The organism is Viscerimonas tarda (genome assembly GCF_054601255.1).
On the sequence record NZ_BAAHWV010000003.1, the window covers coordinates 89,100 to 107,633 of the forward strand.

Annotated in this window: 18 protein-coding genes; 17 read left to right on the forward strand and 1 reads right to left on the reverse strand. The window is 43.2% G+C overall.

Annotated elements, in window-relative coordinates; genetic code table 11:
• Positions 1-107: 107 nt before the first annotated feature.
• Genes ACYPWY_RS02065 through ACYPWY_RS02120 form a run of 12 tightly spaced genes read left to right on the forward strand, consistent with a single transcriptional unit; the run spans position 108 to position 11,304 of the window.
• Entirely contained in the window at positions 108-1,175 is a 1,068-nt protein-coding gene (locus tag ACYPWY_RS02065) for a glycosyltransferase (RefSeq protein WP_459683762.1), read from the forward strand.
• Positions 1,156-2,232: a glycosyltransferase family 2 protein gene (locus ACYPWY_RS02070; RefSeq protein ID WP_459683763.1), complete on the forward strand. Its 1,077-nt coding sequence runs from the start codon at positions 1,156-1,158 to the stop codon at positions 2,230-2,232. Before ACYPWY_RS02065 ends, ACYPWY_RS02070 begins: the two co-directional genes overlap by 20 nt.
• A complete protein-coding gene (locus ACYPWY_RS02075) occupies positions 2,229-3,506 on the forward strand; it encodes a hypothetical protein (RefSeq protein ID WP_459683764.1) in 1,278 nt (425 codons plus the stop codon). The genes ACYPWY_RS02070 and ACYPWY_RS02075 overlap by 4 nt, the downstream gene beginning before the upstream one ends.
• Positions 3,507-3,510: 4 nt before the next feature.
• On the forward strand, positions 3,511-4,536 hold the full coding sequence (locus ACYPWY_RS02080) for a glycosyltransferase family 4 protein (RefSeq protein ID WP_459683765.1): 1,026 nt from the start codon (positions 3,511-3,513) through the stop codon (positions 4,534-4,536).
• 19 nt (positions 4,537-4,555) lie between these two features.
• The gene (locus tag ACYPWY_RS02085) at positions 4,556-5,662 is read left to right on the forward strand and encodes a glycosyltransferase family protein (protein WP_459683766.1); all 1,107 of its coding nucleotides are present in this window, start codon (positions 4,556-4,558) and stop codon (positions 5,660-5,662) included.
• An 8-nt stretch (positions 5,663-5,670) separates the two neighbouring features.
• Positions 5,671-6,372: a nucleotidyltransferase family protein gene (locus tag ACYPWY_RS02090; protein ID WP_459683768.1), complete on the forward strand. Its 702-nt coding sequence runs from the start codon at positions 5,671-5,673 to the stop codon at positions 6,370-6,372.
• A complete protein-coding gene (locus ACYPWY_RS02095) occupies positions 6,369-6,908 on the forward strand; it encodes a D-glycero-alpha-D-manno-heptose-1,7-bisphosphate 7-phosphatase (RefSeq protein WP_459683769.1) in 540 nt (179 codons plus the stop codon). Before ACYPWY_RS02090 ends, ACYPWY_RS02095 begins: the two co-directional genes overlap by 4 nt.
• A 25-nt stretch (positions 6,909-6,933) precedes the next feature.
• The gene (locus ACYPWY_RS02100) at positions 6,934-7,509 is read left to right on the forward strand and encodes a D-sedoheptulose-7-phosphate isomerase (protein ID WP_459683771.1); all 576 of its coding nucleotides are present in this window, start codon (positions 6,934-6,936) and stop codon (positions 7,507-7,509) included.
• 9 nt (positions 7,510-7,518) lie between these two features.
• Positions 7,519-8,547, forward strand: coding sequence for a GHMP family kinase ATP-binding protein (locus tag ACYPWY_RS02105; protein WP_459683772.1), 1,029 nt, complete (start codon positions 7,519-7,521; stop codon positions 8,545-8,547).
• 11 nt (positions 8,548-8,558) lie between these two features.
• The gene (locus ACYPWY_RS02110; RefSeq protein WP_459683774.1) at positions 8,559-9,395 is read left to right on the forward strand and encodes a glycosyltransferase family protein; all 837 of its coding nucleotides are present in this window, start codon (positions 8,559-8,561) and stop codon (positions 9,393-9,395) included.
• 2 nt (positions 9,396-9,397) lie between these two features.
• Positions 9,398-10,459 carry a glycosyltransferase family 4 protein gene (locus ACYPWY_RS02115; protein ID WP_459683775.1) on the forward strand — a complete coding sequence of 354 codons (1,062 nt, stop codon included), beginning with the start codon at positions 9,398-9,400 and terminating at the stop codon, positions 10,457-10,459.
• 11 nt (positions 10,460-10,470) lie between these two features.
• Positions 10,471-11,304, forward strand: coding sequence for a glycosyltransferase family 2 protein (locus tag ACYPWY_RS02120; protein ID WP_459683777.1), 834 nt, complete (start codon positions 10,471-10,473; stop codon positions 11,302-11,304).
• A gap of 201 nt (positions 11,305-11,505) precedes the next feature.
• Here the strand turns inward: ACYPWY_RS02120 and ACYPWY_RS02125 are convergent, their stop codons facing one another.
• Positions 11,506-12,180: a DedA family protein gene (locus ACYPWY_RS02125; RefSeq protein ID WP_459683778.1), complete on the reverse strand. Its 675-nt coding sequence runs from the start codon at positions 12,178-12,180 to the stop codon at positions 11,506-11,508.
• Between the two features lie 472 nt (positions 12,181-12,652).
• On the opposite strand from ACYPWY_RS02125, the gene ACYPWY_RS02130 reads away from it, so the two are divergent.
• From ACYPWY_RS02130 to ACYPWY_RS02150, 5 genes are all read left to right on the forward strand, one after another.
• On the forward strand, positions 12,653-13,684 hold the full coding sequence (locus tag ACYPWY_RS02130) for a sensor histidine kinase (protein WP_459683779.1): 1,032 nt from the start codon (positions 12,653-12,655) through the stop codon (positions 13,682-13,684).
• Complete coding sequence (locus tag ACYPWY_RS02135) at positions 13,681-14,427, forward strand: LytR/AlgR family response regulator transcription factor (protein ID WP_459683780.1); 747 nt, start codon at positions 13,681-13,683, stop codon at positions 14,425-14,427. Before ACYPWY_RS02130 ends, ACYPWY_RS02135 begins: the two co-directional genes overlap by 4 nt.
• Before the next feature lie 41 nt (positions 14,428-14,468).
• Entirely contained in the window at positions 14,469-15,677 is a 1,209-nt protein-coding gene (locus ACYPWY_RS02140) for an outer membrane protein assembly factor BamB family protein (RefSeq protein WP_459683782.1), read from the forward strand.
• Between the two features lie 70 nt (positions 15,678-15,747).
• Complete coding sequence (locus tag ACYPWY_RS02145; protein ID WP_459683784.1) at positions 15,748-16,953, forward strand: outer membrane protein assembly factor BamB family protein; 1,206 nt, start codon at positions 15,748-15,750, stop codon at positions 16,951-16,953.
• 89 nt (positions 16,954-17,042) lie between these two features.
• A complete protein-coding gene (locus tag ACYPWY_RS02150) occupies positions 17,043-18,458 on the forward strand; it encodes an outer membrane protein assembly factor BamB family protein (protein ID WP_459683785.1) in 1,416 nt (471 codons plus the stop codon).
• The last annotated feature ends 76 nt before the right edge of the window (positions 18,459-18,534 follow it).

The following is an 18,534-nucleotide window of genomic DNA, read 5'->3' on the forward strand; positions in this document are numbered from 1 at the left end:
GTTAATCTTTCTTGGTGAAAAATAATATACCCGGAGATAGGAAACGAAACTAATTTTGAGTAAAAAGTCTGATTATTTATCATTATCTTTGTATTTTGATTTTTTGAATGAAGATATTTCAAATAATAACAGTTTCGGAATATGGAGGCGCTCAGTCTGTTGTAACCAATTTATTGGACAAAATAGCTGAGGAGCACGATGTTTTTATTTTATATGGAGGAAATGGCGAAGCATGGCAAGTCGTAGATAAAAAAGTAAATAAAATAAAAATATCGAAACACCAAAAGGGCTTTTCTTTTGGCGATTTCGTGCTGCTTCTCCGGTTATTTTACTACCGGGTTAAGTACAAGCCGGATATTGTTCACCTGCATTCTTCCAAGATGGGGGCCTTGGGACGCATAGCGTTTAATCCCAAGAAAATAGTTTATACAGTGCATGGTTTCGATTCGATGCGAAAAGCATTCAAGAAATTTCTTTTTGTAGAAAAGATACTGAAAAACCGAACCGCCCGGATTGTTGGCGTCAGCCAATACGATGTTGACGGGCTGAAAGAAGAAGGCATATCGAAAAATGTGGAGCTGGTTTACAATGGATTAATAGATTATACGCAGGACCCGGGTATGGAGGAATTGTCCGGATTGCTGGATAAATTCGCTGAAATAAAATCCAGCTATCCGAGGATAATCATGTGCATTTCCCGTATTTCAAAGCAAAAAAAGTTCGATTTTTTTATCGGATTGGCGAAACAGATGCCCCGGTATGCATTTGTTTGGATCGGAAATAAAACCGAAATGGCAGGATTGCCCTCCAACGTGTTTTGCTTAGGCGAAGTTTATGCGGCGCATATGTACCTGAAACAGGCCGATTTGTTTATATTGCCCTCTAATTACGAAGGGCTTCCCATATCTATTTTGGAAGCCTTATCGTACAGCCTGCCGGTTGTAGCTTCTGATGTGGGAGGAGTTAGCGAAATACTGAATGGAAAGAATGGTTTTGCCGTTGAAAACGAAATAGAAGCTTTCATAAACAAAATAGAATATTGTTTAGACGAAGATGTTCGGGAACAAATGAAGTTAGCCGCCAGAGCGTCTTATCTGGAGCGATTTACGGTAGATAAAATGCTGAATGGCTATATGAAAATATATAAACAACTGTATGAAGGACAACGAAAGTAAGCCGCGTGTTTCGGTGCTGATGCCCTGCTATAATGCCGGTAAGTACCTCGCAGAGGCCATGTATTCGGTTCTGAACCAGACATATACCGATTTTGAAGTTGTGGCCATTGATGATTGTTCAACCGATAAAACGCCTGAAATTTTACACCGGTTTGCCGACTTGGACAGGCGCGTTAAGGTTTATAGAAACGAGACGAACTTAAAGCTCATAAAGACATTAAACAGAGGAGTTGGCCTTTGTCTGGGAGAGTATATCGCCCGGATGGACTCCGATGATATAGCTTTGCCCGAAAGGTTGAAAGAAGAAGTGCGTTTTTTGGACGAACACCCCGATTATGGTATTGTAAGTACGCAATTTTCTACATTCTACAACAACTCCGGTAAATTATATCCCTATAAAAATCCGACAGAGTTCGGCGAACTTCAGTCGTATTTATTGTTCAAATCGGGCATCTGTCATCCGGCGTCCATGATTCGGAAAACCGTTTTCACCGATTTGGGATTAAAATTTGAAGAACAATATCTCCACGTAGAAGATTACGCTTTTTGGTCGAAAGCTTTGTATAAAACCAAGCTGGGAAATGTGGGAGGAGCGCCGCTACTTTTGTACAGGGTGCATCAATCGCAGGTCTCGAGCATGTACGAAGAACTTCAGACCCGAAACAAGCGGGAGGTTTTTAAAATTCATTGCCAGCAATTGGGCTTGGACGACTCGGAAGACGGCCTTGATGTGTATGCCTCTGTTGCAGAAGCCGATCCGATTTATTCATCTTTCGATTTTTTGGATAAATGCGAACAGTTTATGTTGTTGTTAACAACCAAAAATGATACAAAACCGTTTTGCTCTTCGGTTTTTTTAAATAATATGCTAGCTTTGCATTGGATACGCCTGTGTGCAAACTCGCGAATAGGCCTTAAAGCATTGAGGAGATGTAAAATATCTCCATTGTACAATAAAAAATATTATACTAATAGGGATAAATTGATTTTATTTTTCAAATGTTTATTTAAAATAAAATATAAGAAGTCCTGGATTTATCATGTCGTATTCAGATGATTAAGAAAATACTTTCGGTTATATTGCTTCTGGTGTTGGTGTTTTATTACATTTATCCAACGGCAATGCCATTATTCGACTATTCCTTTCTGTTCACACTGGGGATATCAGGATTGGTTCTTTACGCATTTCACAAGTTTCCATATCCCGAACTTATTTCGATAGGGCTGGTATATTTAGTGATGTTTGTTTGGGCTTATTTCTGTATGTTTCTGGGCTCGTCAGGCGATACATTTATTTTGGAATATACTAAAAGTGAATTGGGTTGGATTTTTTCGGCTTATCTTCTCATATCCCTGTTCTTCGTCGTTCATCCTAAAGGAAAAGTTCATTATGTTATGTATTATATGATTGCCGCAATAGTATTGCAATGCATTATATCTGTAGCCATGTATATGAATCCGGACGTTAATGATTTTTTTGTGTCTCTTCAAAAAAATGACGACTTGGTCGATTTCAAACGGAGAATTACGGAAGGTGATCGCCTGCTTGGATACGGTGTTGCCTTTTTCGGCGCCGGAATTGCTTGTGGAGTGGGACTAATATTATTGGTGTATGTATTGATGACAAGAAAATTGACTTTATTACAAAACCTTTTTGTCTCGGTATTGTATTGTGGAGTCTTCTATGTCGGAATGCTTGCTGCGCGTACAACAATGGTTGGATTGGCGGCCAGTTTAGTTCTGATGGTTGTACTTTTGTTTATGCGAGGATATAAAAAACAATTCTTTATACACCTGTTTCTTAGTCTGTTTCTGTTCGCTGTCGGTTACACATTGTGTGCTTTTTATTTCCCTGATATTATAGATTGGGCATTTGAAATGTTTATCCAATACGAAAATCATGGTGAATTCAGGACTATGTCTTCCGAAGGATTAGCTGAAATGTTTATGCTTCCCGAGAATGCATTCGACTGGGTGTTTGGTAGAGGTTATGGCAATTATCTGTTTTCCGACGTTGGATATACGCGGTTGTGGATGTGGTTTGGATTGCCGGGCGCTATTTTATTTTTTTATTTCCAATATATGATAATGAAACAAGCATTTACCCAGAATATAGAGCTGGATCTTATGCTCATTACTATGTTTGTTTTCAATCTGGTGCTTAACTATAAAGGTCTTTCCGACTTGAATCACTTCTTTTTATTGCTTGCTTTTTATTTCCTGCATTATAAATATTATATCTATACACCTTATTTGTACAGACTTGGAAAATTTAATCAGACTAAACTTCGTTATGCCGTTCAAGCCCCGTCGTCCGGCCGGAGGTTTTAGAGTAATGTATGAATATGCGAACAGGCTGTCTTTGCTGGGATATGCTGTTCACCTTACTTATCCGCTGAAAACCCGGTTTATGGAGTACCGGCTGCCCTGTTGGATGAGGTTGCTGTTGTCGTATGTCGAAGGTTTCGGAACTAATAAGTGGTTTAAGTTTAATCCCGGAATAACCATGTCGTATGTTCCTTCTATCGAAGATAAATATGTGCAGGATGCCGATGTTGTGTTTGTAACGTGGTGGGCTACGGCATTGGAGGTAGGAAATTTGTCGGATAAAAAAGGACGAAAGATTAATTTAATACAAGGATTTGAAAATTGGACAGGCCACGAAGAGCTGTTGTATTCTTCGTACAACATGCCGGATACGGTGAACGTGGTGGTTGCCTCCTACCTGAAAGACATCATTTCCAACTATACGCACAACAGAATAGCCGTTATATCGAATGCCATCGACAATCAAAAATTTTATGTGTCGGCAGCTATCGAAGCCCGAAAAAAGACAACTATATGCATGTTGTATTCGATACAGGAAATTAAAGGCTCGAAGTATGGCATCGAAGCATTGAAAACAGTGAAACATAAATATCCCGAACTGAAAGTCAGGTTGTTTGGCGTTTGTCCCAAACCTAAAGCTTTGCCCGAGTGGATGACATACCACCGCGAACCATCGGATTTATGTGAGTTTTACAATAGCAATGCTATTTTCATATCCAATAGCCTGACAGAAGGTTTTGGTCTGGTTTCGGTAGAGGCGATGTTTTGTGGCTGTGCGTTGGTTTGCACGGATATTTCGGGGCATAAGGAGTATGCAATAGACCGCGAAACGGCTTTACTTGTGGAACCCCAAAATGCGGAAGATATGGCAGAAAAGATTTCGACCTTGATTGAAAATGATTCGATGCGCATAGCTTTAGCCCGAAAAGGGAACGAATATGTGCAGAAATATTCATGGAACCTGGCCGTGGAGAAAATGGATGCACTCTTGAAAGAAATACTGGCCGACCAACCATGTCTGAAAATTAATTAAAGAAAGGGGGATTACCGGAATGAAAATTTTATTAATAGGCGAATACAGCGATCTTCATTGGACTTTGGCGCAGGGAATAAGGGCTTTAGGGCATGATGTAACTGTCGCATCCGATGGCGATGGCTTCAAAAACTATAAAAGAGATATTGATTTAGCCCGAAACAGTTCGAGCATAAAGGATACGCTAAAGACTTTAATGGCCATCCTTCGGAACCTGAAAAACTTTAGGGGATACGATGTTGTGCAGGTAATCAATCCCTGCTTTACGCAGTTAAACATAAGCGTCAATAAATACCTGTACCGGTATTTGAGACGAAATAACAAGAAAGTGTTTTTGGGCGCTTTCGGAATTGATTCGTTTTGGCTAAGGACTTGCCTGGAGAATAAAACATTCCGATATACAGAGTTTTTCATTGATGGCAAAGAAAATAAATTGGCTGATAATGAGACAATAAAAAACACCTGGCTGAACAACAGCTACGAGGCCTTAAACCGGGAAATTGCAGATACATGCGATGGAATTATTGCCTGTTTGTGCGAATATTACATGTCCTACAAACAACATTACGAGCAAAAGCTGGCCTATATTCCGCTACCGGTAAATGTGGATGAAATAAAAATGAAGGCTGTTCAGGCCACCGGAAAAATAAATTTTTTCATCGGTATAAACAAGGCCAGAAGCGAATTTAAGGGTTCCGACAGGCTGTATAACGGATTGCTTAAGTTGCAGGAAAAATACCCCAACGAGGTAAACCTCACGGTGGTGGAATCGTTGCCCTACAACGAATATACCCAGAAATTGCAGGATTCGGATGTTGTTCTCGACCAGTTGTATTCTTACACGCCGGCCATGAATGGTTTAATTGCCCTGGCCATGGGGAAAGTACTTGTGAGTGGCGCGGAGCCGGAAATGTATCAGTTGCTGAACGAAACAGAAAATAAGCCTGTTATCAATGTTTTCCCTTCGGATGAGGATATATTTAATCAGTTGGAATACATTGTTTTGAACAGAAATAAACTGCCTCAACTATCCTTGGATGGACGCTTGTTTGTTGAAAAGCGCCACGAATACATAAAGGTGGCCGGAGAATACCTTGATTTTTGGAAGAGTAGGGGAGCTAAATAAATTTGGATATGGATGAATGCATCATACTAGCCGGAGGGTTTGGCACAAGGCTGCAATCGGTAGTAAAGGACCTGCCGAAGTGCATGGCCGAAGTTGCCGGAAAACCTTTCCTGTATTACCTGTTCGGGTACTTGGAACAACAGAAAGTGGCTCACGTAATCTTGTCCCTGGGCTACAAGTCGGAGGTGGTAATCAATTGGTTGAACAAGCATACGTTTTTGTTCAAGTTGTCGTATGTTGTGGAGAAAGAACCTCTGGGAACAGGTGGCGCCATTAAACTGGCGATGTCGAAAGCCGAAAGCAACCGAGCGTTTGTTATCAATGGAGATACTTTTTTTGATGTTGATTTGCAGTCGATGAAGGGCTTGCATCAGGAAAAGAATGCCGGTATTTCTATCGCTCTCAAACCCATGCAGGATTTCGACCGCTATGGTTCGGTAGAATTGGATGACGAAAACCGCATTATTACTTTTAACGAGAAAAAATACCGTCAAGCAGGTCTTATCAATGGCGGCGTTTATCTGATAAATAAAGCGGTGTTTGCTAATGCCGGTCTGCCTGACAAGTTCTCTTTCGAGAAGGATATGCTGGAAAATAAATCATTCAATGCGGGCATTTTTGGCTATGTGCAGAGTGGCTATTTTATTGATATAGGCATTCCTTCCGACTTTGAAAAGGCAAATGTTGATTTCACACAATCCGCTAAATGACAGACAGAAAACTACTGCAAACATTATTTCTCGACAGGGATGGCGTAATCAATGTGGAACGGCCGGGCGATTATGTGAAGAACATCTCCGAACTTGTTTTTGTTGATGGGGCCTTGGATGCCATTGCCATACTGTCGTCCATATTTCATCGTATCTTCATCGTTACCAACCAGCGAGGGGTGGGGCGCGGCATCATGTCGGCAGATGCGCTCGACAAGCTGCACCATTATATGACGGGCGAGATTACGAAACATGGAGGAAGCATTTCGGGCATCTATGTATGTACGGATACCAATGCCGATTCTGTAAACCGAAAGCCGAACACGGGGATGGCCTTCCGTGCACAGACCGATTTTCCGGATGTGGATTTTGCCCGTTCGGTACTGGTTGGCAACAGTAAATCCGATATTCAGTTTGGTGAAAAACTGGGCATGTTTACGGTGCTGGTTGGCAATAAGTACCCCGAACAAGATGAAATATATAATAATATTTCGGCATATTATTCAAATCTATACCAGTTTGCATTATCTTTGTAAGGCTAACATTTTATTATAAAATGAGATGAATATTATTCAAAAGAGACTGCTTGAATCTATCGAAGTAAAAAAGCAAATTGCCGGTGATGCTCAGTTGATAACACAAATAGAACAAATCTCGGATAAAATAATCGACTGCTTCAGAGCGGGAAAATCTGTTTACTTTTGTGGAAATGGCGGTAGCGCTGCCGATGCGCAACATTTGGCAGCCGAATTATCGGGGCGGTTTTATTACGACAGGCAACCCTTGTCGTCCGATGCCCTGCATTGCAATACCTCGTTCCTCACGGCTGTGGCAAACGACTATTCTTTTGATGAAGTATATGCCCGGTTGATAAAGGGGATTGGCCATGAAGGCGATATTTTGCTTGGCCTGTCAACATCAGGTAATTCAAAAAATATTCTCCGCGCTTTTGACGAAGGCCGCAAGATGGGTATTTTTACCATCGGCCTGACCGGCGAATCGGGCGGAAAAATGCGCGAGGCAGCCGATACTTGTCTGTGTGTGCCTTCGGCGGATACGCCACGTATTCAGGAGGCGCATATAACCATTGGGCACATTCTGTGCGAAATAATCGAAAGTACTTTATTCCCTAAATAAGAAGCCGGTATGATAATAAGAAGTAAAGCGCCCTTCAGATTGGGATTAGCAGGTGGTGGAACGGATGTTTCGCCCTATTCCGATTTGTACGGCGGCTGTGTATTGAATGCAACAATCAGCTTGTATGCTTATGCCAATATTGAACCAACCGATACGGGGAAAATTATTTTCAGAATTCCCGCAAAGGGCGAGGAATATATTTTCGATGCCGTTGAAGAGTTGCCGGTAACAGGCGATAAGGCCGACCTGATGAAAGGCATTTACAACCGGATTATAAAGGATTATGTGCAGAAGCCTTTGTCATTTACCCTTACCTGTAACCTCGATGTTCCGTTTGGTTCGGGGCTGGGAACCTCGTCAACGCTGGCAATCGCTATTCTGGGCGCTTACTCCGAATGGTTGGGGCTGCCCTTGGGCGATTACGACCTGGCTTATCTGGCATACTGCATCGAACGTATCGACCTTCGGCAGGCAGGGGGGAAGCAAGACCAATATGCGGCGGCATTCGGCGGATTTAATTTTATGGAATTTTATTCCGCCGACAGGGTTATTGTTAATCCCCTACGAATCAGGAGCGAAATCATAAACGAACTATCGAACAATTTGTTGCTGTACTACACCAATTCGAGCCGGAATTCGGGCGATATAATTGAAAAACAGCAAAAAAATGTGGCGGAACAGAAGTCGAAATCGCTCGAATCCATGCATTTGATAAAACAACAAGCCTACGAACTGAAGGAGGCCATCCTGAAAAACAAGCTGGATGATATAGGCAGTATTCTTCATGCCGGATGGAGCCACAAGCGCAACATGGCCGATGGTATTTCTACTCCGCTATTCGAAGATTTATACAATACGGCTATGAATGCCGGTTCTACCGGAGGTAAAATATCGGGAGCAGGCGGTGGCGGCTATGTATTCTTTTATTGTCCGAACAACACACGCTTTGCCGTAGCTCAAGCCCTGGAACATCTGGGCGGAAAGGTACAACCTTATAGTTTTACGAAAAAAGGACTTGAAACCTGGAAGACAAAATGAGTGATCGCAGAATGAGAAAAATGGCAATTCTTATCCGTGTATATGACAGGATAGAAGATTTGAAATATAATTTGCAGATAATTATAGATACTTGGCGTTACTACGATTATTATATTATTGTGGTTAGCAATGGCCACAACGACGGTTTTGCTATCCCTGAAGAATCGAAGCAATATATTGATAAACTGGTTGTTCTGGAAACCAATGCCGGCCACCGGAAAGGCAATTCGCAACTGTTGCTGGAAGGAATAAAGCACATCCCCAAGGATTGCGAATATACCATCATCCTCGAAGCGGATACATGGAAGTACAAAGACCGCTTGAACAAGGAGTATATTGACGAAATGGACGACAACCCAAATGTTGTTTGGGCAAGCGCCGACTGGTACGACAAACAATATGGCCTGGCAACCGATTTTGCCATCATAAAAACAGCATACATCAGCAACAATCCGCAGTTGTTCGACTTCGACCTGTACCCGGAGTGTTATATCGCCAATTACCTGAGGGATACAGGCGCCGAATATATGTGGATTACCGAAAACATGCCGGTGCATATTCCCAGTTATGTGTTTAAGTATCCATACGTGAACAACAGCAAGGAAAAACGCTTCTATGTTTTTCCGAAAGCGCGGATGGTAACTCATCATATCGAATTTTTGAGAGGTGGAATAGCCCGGAAGAAACACTACTTCAATGTGATGTGCAAATTGGATTACTTTACAGAGGAACCGGTTCGTTTTAGAAAATGGGAAGTTTTCAAAATGAAGTTCTGGATAAAATTAAGCCGGTTGTTTTTCAGAAAAAGCTGGATAAGTAAAAAGAAATACATGGAAATAGAGAAATAATTATGTTTGTTGTAAATGGACGTTTTCTGACACAAAAGGCAACAGGTGTACACCGGTATGCTTTTGAAATATGCAACAAATTGCACGAAATGGGAGTCGATTTTCATGTGGCTGTTCCCCGCGAAATAAATCCCGATTATAAGTTCAGTTTTAAAACGGTTGCATCCGGTTCGCTAAAAACACATCTTTGGGAGCAAATATCGCTGCCCAACTACCTGAGGCGCATCGGTAGCCCCTTGCTGATAAGTTTTTCGGGATGCGGCCCCTTGAATTATAGCAATCAGATAATTACGATTCACGATGTGTCGCACGAGCGTTATCCCGAATGGTTCTCGAAAAACTACTGCCGTTTTTACGGATTTATGTTTCCCCGCATCGGCAAAAAGGCGCAGGCCATACTCACCGTAAGCGAATTTTCGAAGCGTGAAATTGTTGATACACTGGGTGTTGACCCTGACAAAATACATGTTGTTCACAGCAATGTGCCTTTCCATACCAAGCCTGGCGATGAAGAAGTATTGAATTTCGGAAGGGACACTGATGCCGGGAAATACATACTCACCGTTTCGTCCATGGATCCGCGGAAGAATTTTGTCCGCTTGGTAGAAGCTTTCAGCAAAATGGAGGATAAGTCTATCAAGCTGTATATCATAGGTATGCAATTCAAGGCCTTCAATACGCCCGACCTCCGCAAACTGATAGGCGAAAACGTGTCGCTCCCCGGATATATTGACGATGAGGCTCTCCAGAAAATGTACCGGAATGCCCTGTTCTCGGTATATCCAACACTGTATGAGGGATTTGGGCTTCCACCCTTGGAGTCGATGACGTATGGTTGTCCGGTGATTGCAGCCGATATTCCGGCGCTGAAAGAAATCAGCGGCGATGCGGTGCTTTATGCCGACCCTTACAGCATTGAGGACATGACCTCCAAAATGAATCTGCTGGCCAAAGACGAAGAATTGAGGCGCGAATTGGTGGTCAAAGGCTTGAAACAGATAAAAAACTATTCGTGGGATATGTCGGCGAAAAAGGTTTTTGAGCTAGCCCAAAAATTCATGTAAGCGTTGAAGATATGATAGCGAAACCAAAAATTACGGTTGTAACGGTGGTGTATAATGCGGTAAATGATATAGAAAAAACCATTAAAAGCGTTATTACCCAGTCGTATCCCTCTGTCGAATACCTTGTTATCGACGGCGGCTCGACTGATGGCAGCCTTGATATAATAAAAAATTACGCCTCACAAATCACAAACGGCGAATTCCCCAACATCGCATTTCGTTGGATAAGCGAACCGGATAAGGGTATTTATGATGCGATGAATAAGGGGATTGAAAGGTCTTCGGGCGACTGGATAAACTTCATGAATGCCGGCGATTATTTTTATTCAGCCGATGCCATACAGCAAATGTTCTCGTTACCCGAGGAAGAATATGCGGATTTTGCCGTGCTATATGGCGATACGGAGTTCCGCCTGAAAACATTTTCGTATGTAATTGAAGCAATGGAAAGCCAATTAGACCGATTTATGCCGTTTTCGCATCAGGCAGCTTTCACCCGGATACAGTATGCCCGCGAGAACAAATACAATACGGACTACAAAATTGCCGCCGACACCGAGTTTTTCCTCAAACTTATCCGGCAAGGACTACGCTATAAACATATACCGGTAGTTGTATGTTCGTACGATTCGCAAAGAGGATTAAGCGCAGACAACGAAATCCGAAGGTCGAAGGAATTGGTCAGGATGCAGATTAGCTATGGCGCCGATAAAAATTCGCCCTACTACAAAAAATACATCCGCGATGCCTGCATAAAGCAGTTCCTGAAAACCATTATTCCCGCTTCGGTTTGGATGAAGATGAGAGAGAGTAAGGTGAAAAAACAGCTGGCGGCAAGGAAATAAAAATCCTTTCGTACAATGTAATGTTGTCATTGCGGGGTAATGCTGTTGTATATTGGGTATAAAATAAATGAGGTAATGAGGTCTCATTTCTAGCTATTTATCTGCTACTGAGGTTGTTTCGTTAAATGAAATTAGGTAAAAATGAGGTTTTCTATTTTCCATGCGTTTATCCAATTACCGTAATTGGTGTTCATTTCGGGTTTATTTTCCACCTTCCTTCTTGGCTTTCAATTTAGCCTTTGCAACTTCAAATATAGCCGGTAGAATAGATACTAAAACAATGATAATAACCATTTTGTCGAGGTTTTCCTCCACCCATTTTATTTCGCCTATCAGCGCTCCCAGCAGGCTGAATATCACAATCCAGGCGATGCTTCCTATGATGCTGAACGAAATAAAATGTTTATACCTCATCCGTCCCATTCCGGCGACAAAAGGAGCAAATGTGCGTACGATGGGGACAAAACGAGCCAGTATGATTGTCTTCCGGCCATGCTTTTCGTAGAACTTGTTCGTTTTCTCCAAGTAGCTTTGTTTGAATATTTTAGAATCGGGATTGCTGAATAACTTTTTACCGAAGAAGCGTCCGATTATGTAGTTGGATGTGTCGCCGAATACGGCTGCGCATATCAAAATAACGATAACGATAACCAGACTCAAATCGTTATTCGACCTCACGGCAATAGCGCCGGTCAGGAACAGAAGCGAATCACCCGGCAGAAATGGGGTAACAACCAAACCGGTTTCACAAAAAATAATGGCAAACAAAATAGCATAAACCAATGTTCCATACTCCGATACCAACCTGTCCAATGTTCCTCCCGTATCTGTCAACAGATTGATAAAAAACTCAACTACTAGATGAAAAAAATCCATAAATCTTTTAAATTAAATTTTAACGCCACAAAGATAGCAATTTAAAGTAGAGCTGCAACATGCTGCAACCGTACTCTAGGGCAAACGCATGAAAATTTTACTGCACATGTCTTTCGATAAAGTTGCTGATATGAACAGGAGATTCCTCCCTTTGGTCGGAATGACTGTCTCCTTTTTGGGGGAGAGGGAAGAGGAAGTGGCGGCGAAGCCGCCACTTCCTCTTCCCTTAAACCACTAACAGGCGAGTTATTCCGACCAAAGGGAGGAATCTCATTCGTAATAGTAGTACTAAAATTTTTCAGGTTTGCCATGAACCGTACTCCCTGAAACTCCGTGGTTAAACATTGAACCGCGAACTGTTTATGAAGAAAATTGCATTATCACGAAAAAAAGCCGGATTATAAGGAACAAGTATTGTGCAATCCTATTTTTATTTGTAATACCTTTACTGCTGATAATTGTTTAACATTTGATGGCACAATTTTTTGATAAAAATATATCGAATAAAACCCTGATAATTGCGAGTTTGATATTAAGCGCTTTTATCATTTATCCCAAGATTATTGAATTACCTTGGGAGTTGTCGCGTTTTACAAACCAGAGCGAGAAAACCGAGCACATCCTTTTTTTCATTTACCGTTATTCGTTTTTCTGCCTGTTCACATGGATACTTCTAAGGACTAATATCCACAAACACAATGCCTTGTTTTTCCCCAAGCGCTTGCTGAAAACGTTTTTGATTACCCTTGTCGCCTACCTCATCTATTTGCTTATCTCTGTGGCTATCAGCAAACATGCCGATTGTCTTACCGGCTTGCTGCTTTTTCAGTTTGTGGTGGCCTGTTTGCTTTGTACGCTTACGGGGCATGTTTTTGCGATGTATCTGGAGCAGCGCAAACGCGAGATGGAAATCGAAAAATTGAAGACCGAAAACTTGCAAAGCCGTTGCGAAGCGCTCGCTAATCAAATAAATCCTCATTTCTTTTTCAATTCGCTGAATGGATTGACCGCGCTTGTGCGTAGCGACAAAAAAAATCAAACGCTGAAATACATCAACGAGCTTTCGGGTGTATTCCGCTACATCCTTCAAAGCGATAAAAAGGGGCTTGTAACCTTGAATGAAGAGTTGCGCTTTCTGGAGTCGTTCCGCTATTTGCAGGAAATCCGTTACGCCGACAAATTCAGGTTTAACATTAACATCCCCGAGGAAAAGAAAAGCAATTGGATACCGGTGTTGTCGCTGCTCCCACTAATTGAAAATATCGTCAAGCACAACATGATTGACAGTGAAAATCAGATGGATGTATCTGTATTTATGAACGACCGGAACGAATTGGTGGTCTCCAATCCCGTTCACGAAAAGCTGGATAAGGCCGATAAAAACGGCATTGGCCTCGTCAATCTCTCCGACCGTTTCGAGCTGCTGCTCAACCGGAAAATACGGATAGAAAGCAAAGATGGATTTTTTTATGTGTATTTACCCTTAACCAGTTATGCCCTATGAAAGTGCTGATTGTGGAAGATGAAACTGCTGCTTACGAAAATCTGAAAAGCATCATAGCGGAGATTGACCCTTCGGTCGAATTTTTTGGGCATACCGAAAGTGTTGTTCAAACGGTTCGGTGGCTCGGCAACAATCCGGCGCCCGATTTGATATTTATGGATATTCACCTGTCCGATGGTTCGGCCTTCAATATTTTTTCGGCGATAGTCATCGAAACGCCTGTTGTTTTTACGACGGCTTACGACGAATATGCCATTGATGCCTTTAAAGTGAACAGTATTGATTACCTGCTCAAGCCAATAGAGCTGGATGCGGTGGCATACGCCTTGGAAAAATTCCGCAAGTTAAGCGCCCGCGATATTTTAAGCTATTTAAGCCATCTGCCTCGGCTGGGGGTGAAGTATCCCGAAAAAATGCTGATTCCGGTCAATAATGAGCTGATTCCGGTGGATGTGAAACAAATATCCTATTTTTATACAACGGCCAATTGTACCCGTACGGTATTGAGGAACAACACCAACATCTCTTATCTGAGACCCTTGGAAAGTATTTACACCTTGCTTAACCCCGCGCTGTTTTTTCGGGCGAACAAGCAGTTTGTCATCGCCAAAAGTAGTGTTAAAAATATAACCATTTGGTTCGACAGCCGTCTATTAATTACATTGGAGACCGATGTCCCCGAACGAATATTCATTAGTAAAAACAAAGCCTCTCAATTCAAAAAATGGTTTACTGAGGGCTGAAATAATTGATAATTAATAACTAATAAATAAAATTGATCAACATGAGAAAAACAATTCTTTTAGGTTTAAGCTTGTTAGCCGTTCTATCGTTACCGGCACAAGAAAATATCCAATGGCGAGGCGATCGCACCGGCGTCTATAAAGAAAAAGGTTTGCTAAAATCCTGGCCTGCCGAGGGTCCCGAACTGCTTTGGAATTATGACGGATTGGGGGAAGGTCATTCATCGGTAGCCATAGCTTCCGGTAAGATATATGTAACCGGTCTGACCGAAGGAAAAGGCTATCTCTATGTGCTGGATTTGAACGGTAAATTGTTGAATAAGAAGGAATATGGCGGCGAGTGGGACAAAAGCTACAACGGTAGCCGTGGAACGGTTACGGTGGATGCCGGTAAAGTTTATTTGATTTCGGGTCTCGGCGATGTGATTTGCTTCAGCGAAAGCAATCTGGATGTTGTTTGGAAGAAGAACCTGCTGACCGATTTTGGCGCCGAAAATATCACCTGGGGCATCTGCGAATCGCCGCTTATTGTTGGCGAAAAGTTGATAGTTACGCCGGGCGGAAAGAATTATAGCGTGGTGGCATTGGATAAAAATACCGGTAAAACAATATGGAGTTCTCCGAGCGAAAGCGGCGATTTATCGGCCTATTGTTCTCCATTGTATGTAAGCGATCAGCAAGTTCCGCAGATTGTTACCATGATTGGCAAACACATTATAGGCGTGGATGTTGCAACAGGTAAACAACTGTGGTCGTACGAAAATATCAACCGTCATGGCGTGCATCCCAATATCCCTGTTTATCACGACAATATGCTTCTGTGCACCAGCGGATACGGCAAAGGTTCGGTAATGCTGCGCCTGCTCGACGGTGGTCGCAAGGTAGAAAAAGCCTGGGATTCGCCCGAATTGGACTCGCGCATAGGCGCCATGGTGAGAATAGGAGAGTATGCTTACGGTTCGGGAGACGCCAACCGCTTTTGGTTTTGCGTAGATTGGAAAACCGGCGAACAAAAATACAAGGATAAAACATTGCCCATAGGCGCTGTTATTGCCAACGACGACATGCTCTATTGCTATTCCGACAGGGGAGATATGGCCTTGGTGAAAGCCACACCCGAAAAATTCGATTTGGTCAGCCAATTCAAAATTACCTTGGGTACCGACCAGCATTGGGCGCATCCGGTAATATACAAAGGCGTACTCTATGTGCGTCATGGAAATTCGTTGATAGCGTATAAATTAAAGTAGGGTCGTGGCGTGCCGCGACCACATACACACAGCCCCGTACGGGTTTAATATTCAAAACAAACAATATAAAATGAGAAAATTAATAGTTCTATTTTTAGTAGCTAGTGTAACAACAGGATTGTTTGCACAAGAAAATTCGCAATGGCGCGGAAAAAATCGCGATGGTATATATAAGGAATCGGGTTTGTTGAAACAATGGCCGGAAGCTGGCCCCGAACTCCTTTGGAGCTTCGGTGGCTTGGGCGAAGGACATAGCTCGCCCTCTATCGCCAACGATAAAATCTACATTACAGGGATGACCGATAGCACAGGTGTTTTGTATGTGCTCGACCTGCAAGGAAAAGTATTGAATAAGAAGGCATACGGCTTGGAATGGAGCAAAAACTACAACGGATCGCGTTCTACCGTTACCGTAAACGCCGGAAAGCTGTACATTTTCAGCGGACGAGGCGTATTATCGTGCCTGGATGAAAAAACCCTGAATGTTGTGTGGTCGAAAGATGCATTAAACGACTTTGACGGAAAGAATATCTCATTCGGTGTAACCGAATCGCCTCTGATTGTGGGAGATGTCATTTATCTTACCCCCGGAGGGAAAAAGAATAATGAAGTGGCCTTGAACAAAAATACCGGCGACCTCATTTGGTCATCTACGGGCACCGGCAAAATCTCGACCTATTGTTCGCCCTTGTATATCGGTGAATTGGAAACTCCTCTGGTTGTCAATGCCATAGATAGTTCTATCGTGGCTTTCGATGCAAAAACGGGCGAAATGCTTTGGACGGTGGATCAAAAAAACGCCTACGGCCACAGTCCGAATACGCCTTACTACGAAAATGGCTTGTTGTTTAGCACCAGCGGCGGCGGAACAGGTTCCATCCAGCTGCGGTTGACCAATGGCGGTAAAAGCGTAGAGAAAGTCTGGTCGAATGAAATGGACAACAAAATGGGCGGCTTTGTAAAAATTGGAAATTACATATATGGCTCGGGCGAAAAAAACAGGTATTGGTATTGCATTGATTGGAAAACCGGCGAAACCAAGTACAAGGACAATAAGCTTGGCGTAGGCGCTGTGATAGCCAACGATGGCCTGCTTTACTGTTATTCGGACAGGGGCGATTTTGCCTTGGTGAAAGCCACTCCCGAAAGTTTCGATATTATCAGCCGGTTCAAAATTACGCTGGGTACCGACCAGCATTGGGCGCATCCTGCGATTTACAAAGGCGTACTCTATGTGCGTCATGGAAATACCTTGATGGCGTATAAAGTGAAGTAAGTTGAAACTGTATTTTCTTTTAATTCCCCCAAATTCGAGGGAATTAGAGATGCTGGAACTTGCGCATAGAAAAATAAACTAATTAAACATTGAAACAGAAAATAACCATAATAACCCTCTGCGTAACGCTGCTCTATTTGGGCGTTATCGTTTGGTGGCATGTCTATTCTCCGCGAAAGGATTTCAGCGTGCAGGCGCCCGGTGCGGATAATCGTCCCGAAGGTTCGGCGCGGAAAGCCGACGAAGTGCTTATTGGCGAATTTTTCATGCGGTATGATGAAGCAACTCCAAGCCTGACAGGGAAATGGAATTCTTTCAGGGGAGAATCGTCTTCCAACATCGTCAAGACTTCCAACTCAATCCAAACGGGCGCGGCAGAATATCCTACGCTTTGGAGCGTGGAAACCGGCGAAGGTCATGCTGCCCCGGTTATCTTCAACGGACGGGTTTACTTCCTCGATTACGATGAGGCGCTCAGTTCGGATGCCTTGCGCTGTTTTTCGCTGGAGAGCGGAAAAGAATTGTGGCGCAGGTGGTATCGCGTGCCGATGAAGCGCAACCACGGTTTTTCGCGGACAGCTCCCTCGGTATCCGATGACTACGTTATCACGATTGGCCCGCAAGGTCATGTTATGTGTTGCGACCCGCTTTCCGGCGACCTGAAATGGTCGCTCGATATGCAGAAGACGTTTAAAACCGAAGTGCCGTTTTGGTATGCCGGACAATGTCCGCTTGTGGATGGAAATACCTTGGTTGTGGCGCCTGCCGGAGAAGAAATTCTGTTGGCCGGAATTGATTGTGCAACAGGCGAAATTGCCTGGCAAACGCCCAATACGCCCGCCTACAAAATGTCTCATTCTTCGGTGATGCCGATGACGCTGAACAGCAAAAAGACATACGTGTATATGGGTGTTGGAGGCGTGTGCGGTGTTTCAGCCGAAAAAGAGGATGCGGGGAGTTTGTTGTGGGATATTTCTAAATGGCAACCTTCCGTTATTGCGCCTTCGCCTTTGCAATTGTCGGCGAATAGCATTTTTTTGGTGGCGGGATATGGCGCAGGTGGCGCCTTGTTGCGCGTGGATAAATCGGGCGCCAAATGGACGGCTTCTATTGCCGACCAGTACAAAGCAAACGAAGGCTTATCCAGTGAACAACAAACGCCAATTCTCTATAATAATATGATTATTACCATTATACCAAAAGACGGTGGCAGCTTGCGCGGAAAATTGGCGTGCTATTCTCCTTCGGATTTGCACAATCCCTTGTGGTCGTCGGGCGCAGACGAACGGTTTGGCCTGGGGCCTTATTTGGTCATCAACGATTGCTTGTTTGCCTTCAAGGAAGACGGGGAGCTTTATGTGTATGGTATAAAGGCAAAAAGCATGGATTTATTAAAGAAACAGCACATCATGGATGGCGTTGATGCGTGGGGCCCAATGGCTTATGCCGATGGACGACTGATTCTTCGCGATGCAAGCAAGGTGGTGTGTTTGAAGATTGATTAAAAAAACAGCCCCTCCAACCTCCCCGCAGGGGAGGCTTCAAAAGTCCCCCTACGGGGGATTTAGGGGGCTGGACTGG

Excerpts from the sequence above, each read along its gene's own strand:
- ACYPWY_RS02100 (WP_459683771.1), top strand. The coding sequence starts at position 6,934 with ATGAATATTATTCAAAAGAGACTGCTTGAATCTATCGAAGTAAAAAAG.
- ACYPWY_RS02120 (WP_459683777.1), top strand. The coding sequence starts at position 10,471 with ATGATAGCGAAACCAAAAATTACGGTTGTAACGGTGGTGTATAATGCG.
- ACYPWY_RS02075 (WP_459683764.1), top strand. The coding sequence starts at position 2,229 with ATGATTAAGAAAATACTTTCGGTTATATTGCTTCTGGTGTTGGTGTTT.
- ACYPWY_RS02110 (WP_459683774.1), top strand. The coding sequence starts at position 8,559 with ATGAGAAAAATGGCAATTCTTATCCGTGTATATGACAGGATAGAAGAT.
- ACYPWY_RS02095 (WP_459683769.1), top strand. The coding sequence starts at position 6,369 with ATGACAGACAGAAAACTACTGCAAACATTATTTCTCGACAGGGATGGC.
- ACYPWY_RS02070 (WP_459683763.1), top strand. The coding sequence starts at position 1,156 with ATGAAGGACAACGAAAGTAAGCCGCGTGTTTCGGTGCTGATGCCCTGC.
- ACYPWY_RS02080 (WP_459683765.1), top strand. The coding sequence starts at position 3,511 with ATGTATGAATATGCGAACAGGCTGTCTTTGCTGGGATATGCTGTTCAC.
- ACYPWY_RS02115 (WP_459683775.1), top strand. The coding sequence starts at position 9,398 with ATGTTTGTTGTAAATGGACGTTTTCTGACACAAAAGGCAACAGGTGTA.
- ACYPWY_RS02090 (WP_459683768.1), top strand. The coding sequence starts at position 5,671 with ATGGATGAATGCATCATACTAGCCGGAGGGTTTGGCACAAGGCTGCAA.
- ACYPWY_RS02130 (WP_459683779.1), top strand. The coding sequence starts at position 12,653 with ATGGCACAATTTTTTGATAAAAATATATCGAATAAAACCCTGATAATT.
- ACYPWY_RS02105 (WP_459683772.1), top strand. The coding sequence starts at position 7,519 with ATGATAATAAGAAGTAAAGCGCCCTTCAGATTGGGATTAGCAGGTGGT.
- ACYPWY_RS02140 (WP_459683782.1), top strand. The coding sequence starts at position 14,469 with ATGAGAAAAACAATTCTTTTAGGTTTAAGCTTGTTAGCCGTTCTATCG.
- ACYPWY_RS02085 (WP_459683766.1), top strand. The coding sequence starts at position 4,556 with ATGAAAATTTTATTAATAGGCGAATACAGCGATCTTCATTGGACTTTG.
- ACYPWY_RS02145 (WP_459683784.1), top strand. The coding sequence starts at position 15,748 with ATGAGAAAATTAATAGTTCTATTTTTAGTAGCTAGTGTAACAACAGGA.
- ACYPWY_RS02065 (WP_459683762.1), top strand. The coding sequence starts at position 108 with ATGAAGATATTTCAAATAATAACAGTTTCGGAATATGGAGGCGCTCAG.
- ACYPWY_RS02125 (WP_459683778.1), bottom strand. The coding sequence starts at position 12,180 with ATGGATTTTTTTCATCTAGTAGTTGAGTTTTTTATCAATCTGTTGACA.
- ACYPWY_RS02135 (WP_459683780.1), top strand. The coding sequence starts at position 13,681 with ATGAAAGTGCTGATTGTGGAAGATGAAACTGCTGCTTACGAAAATCTG.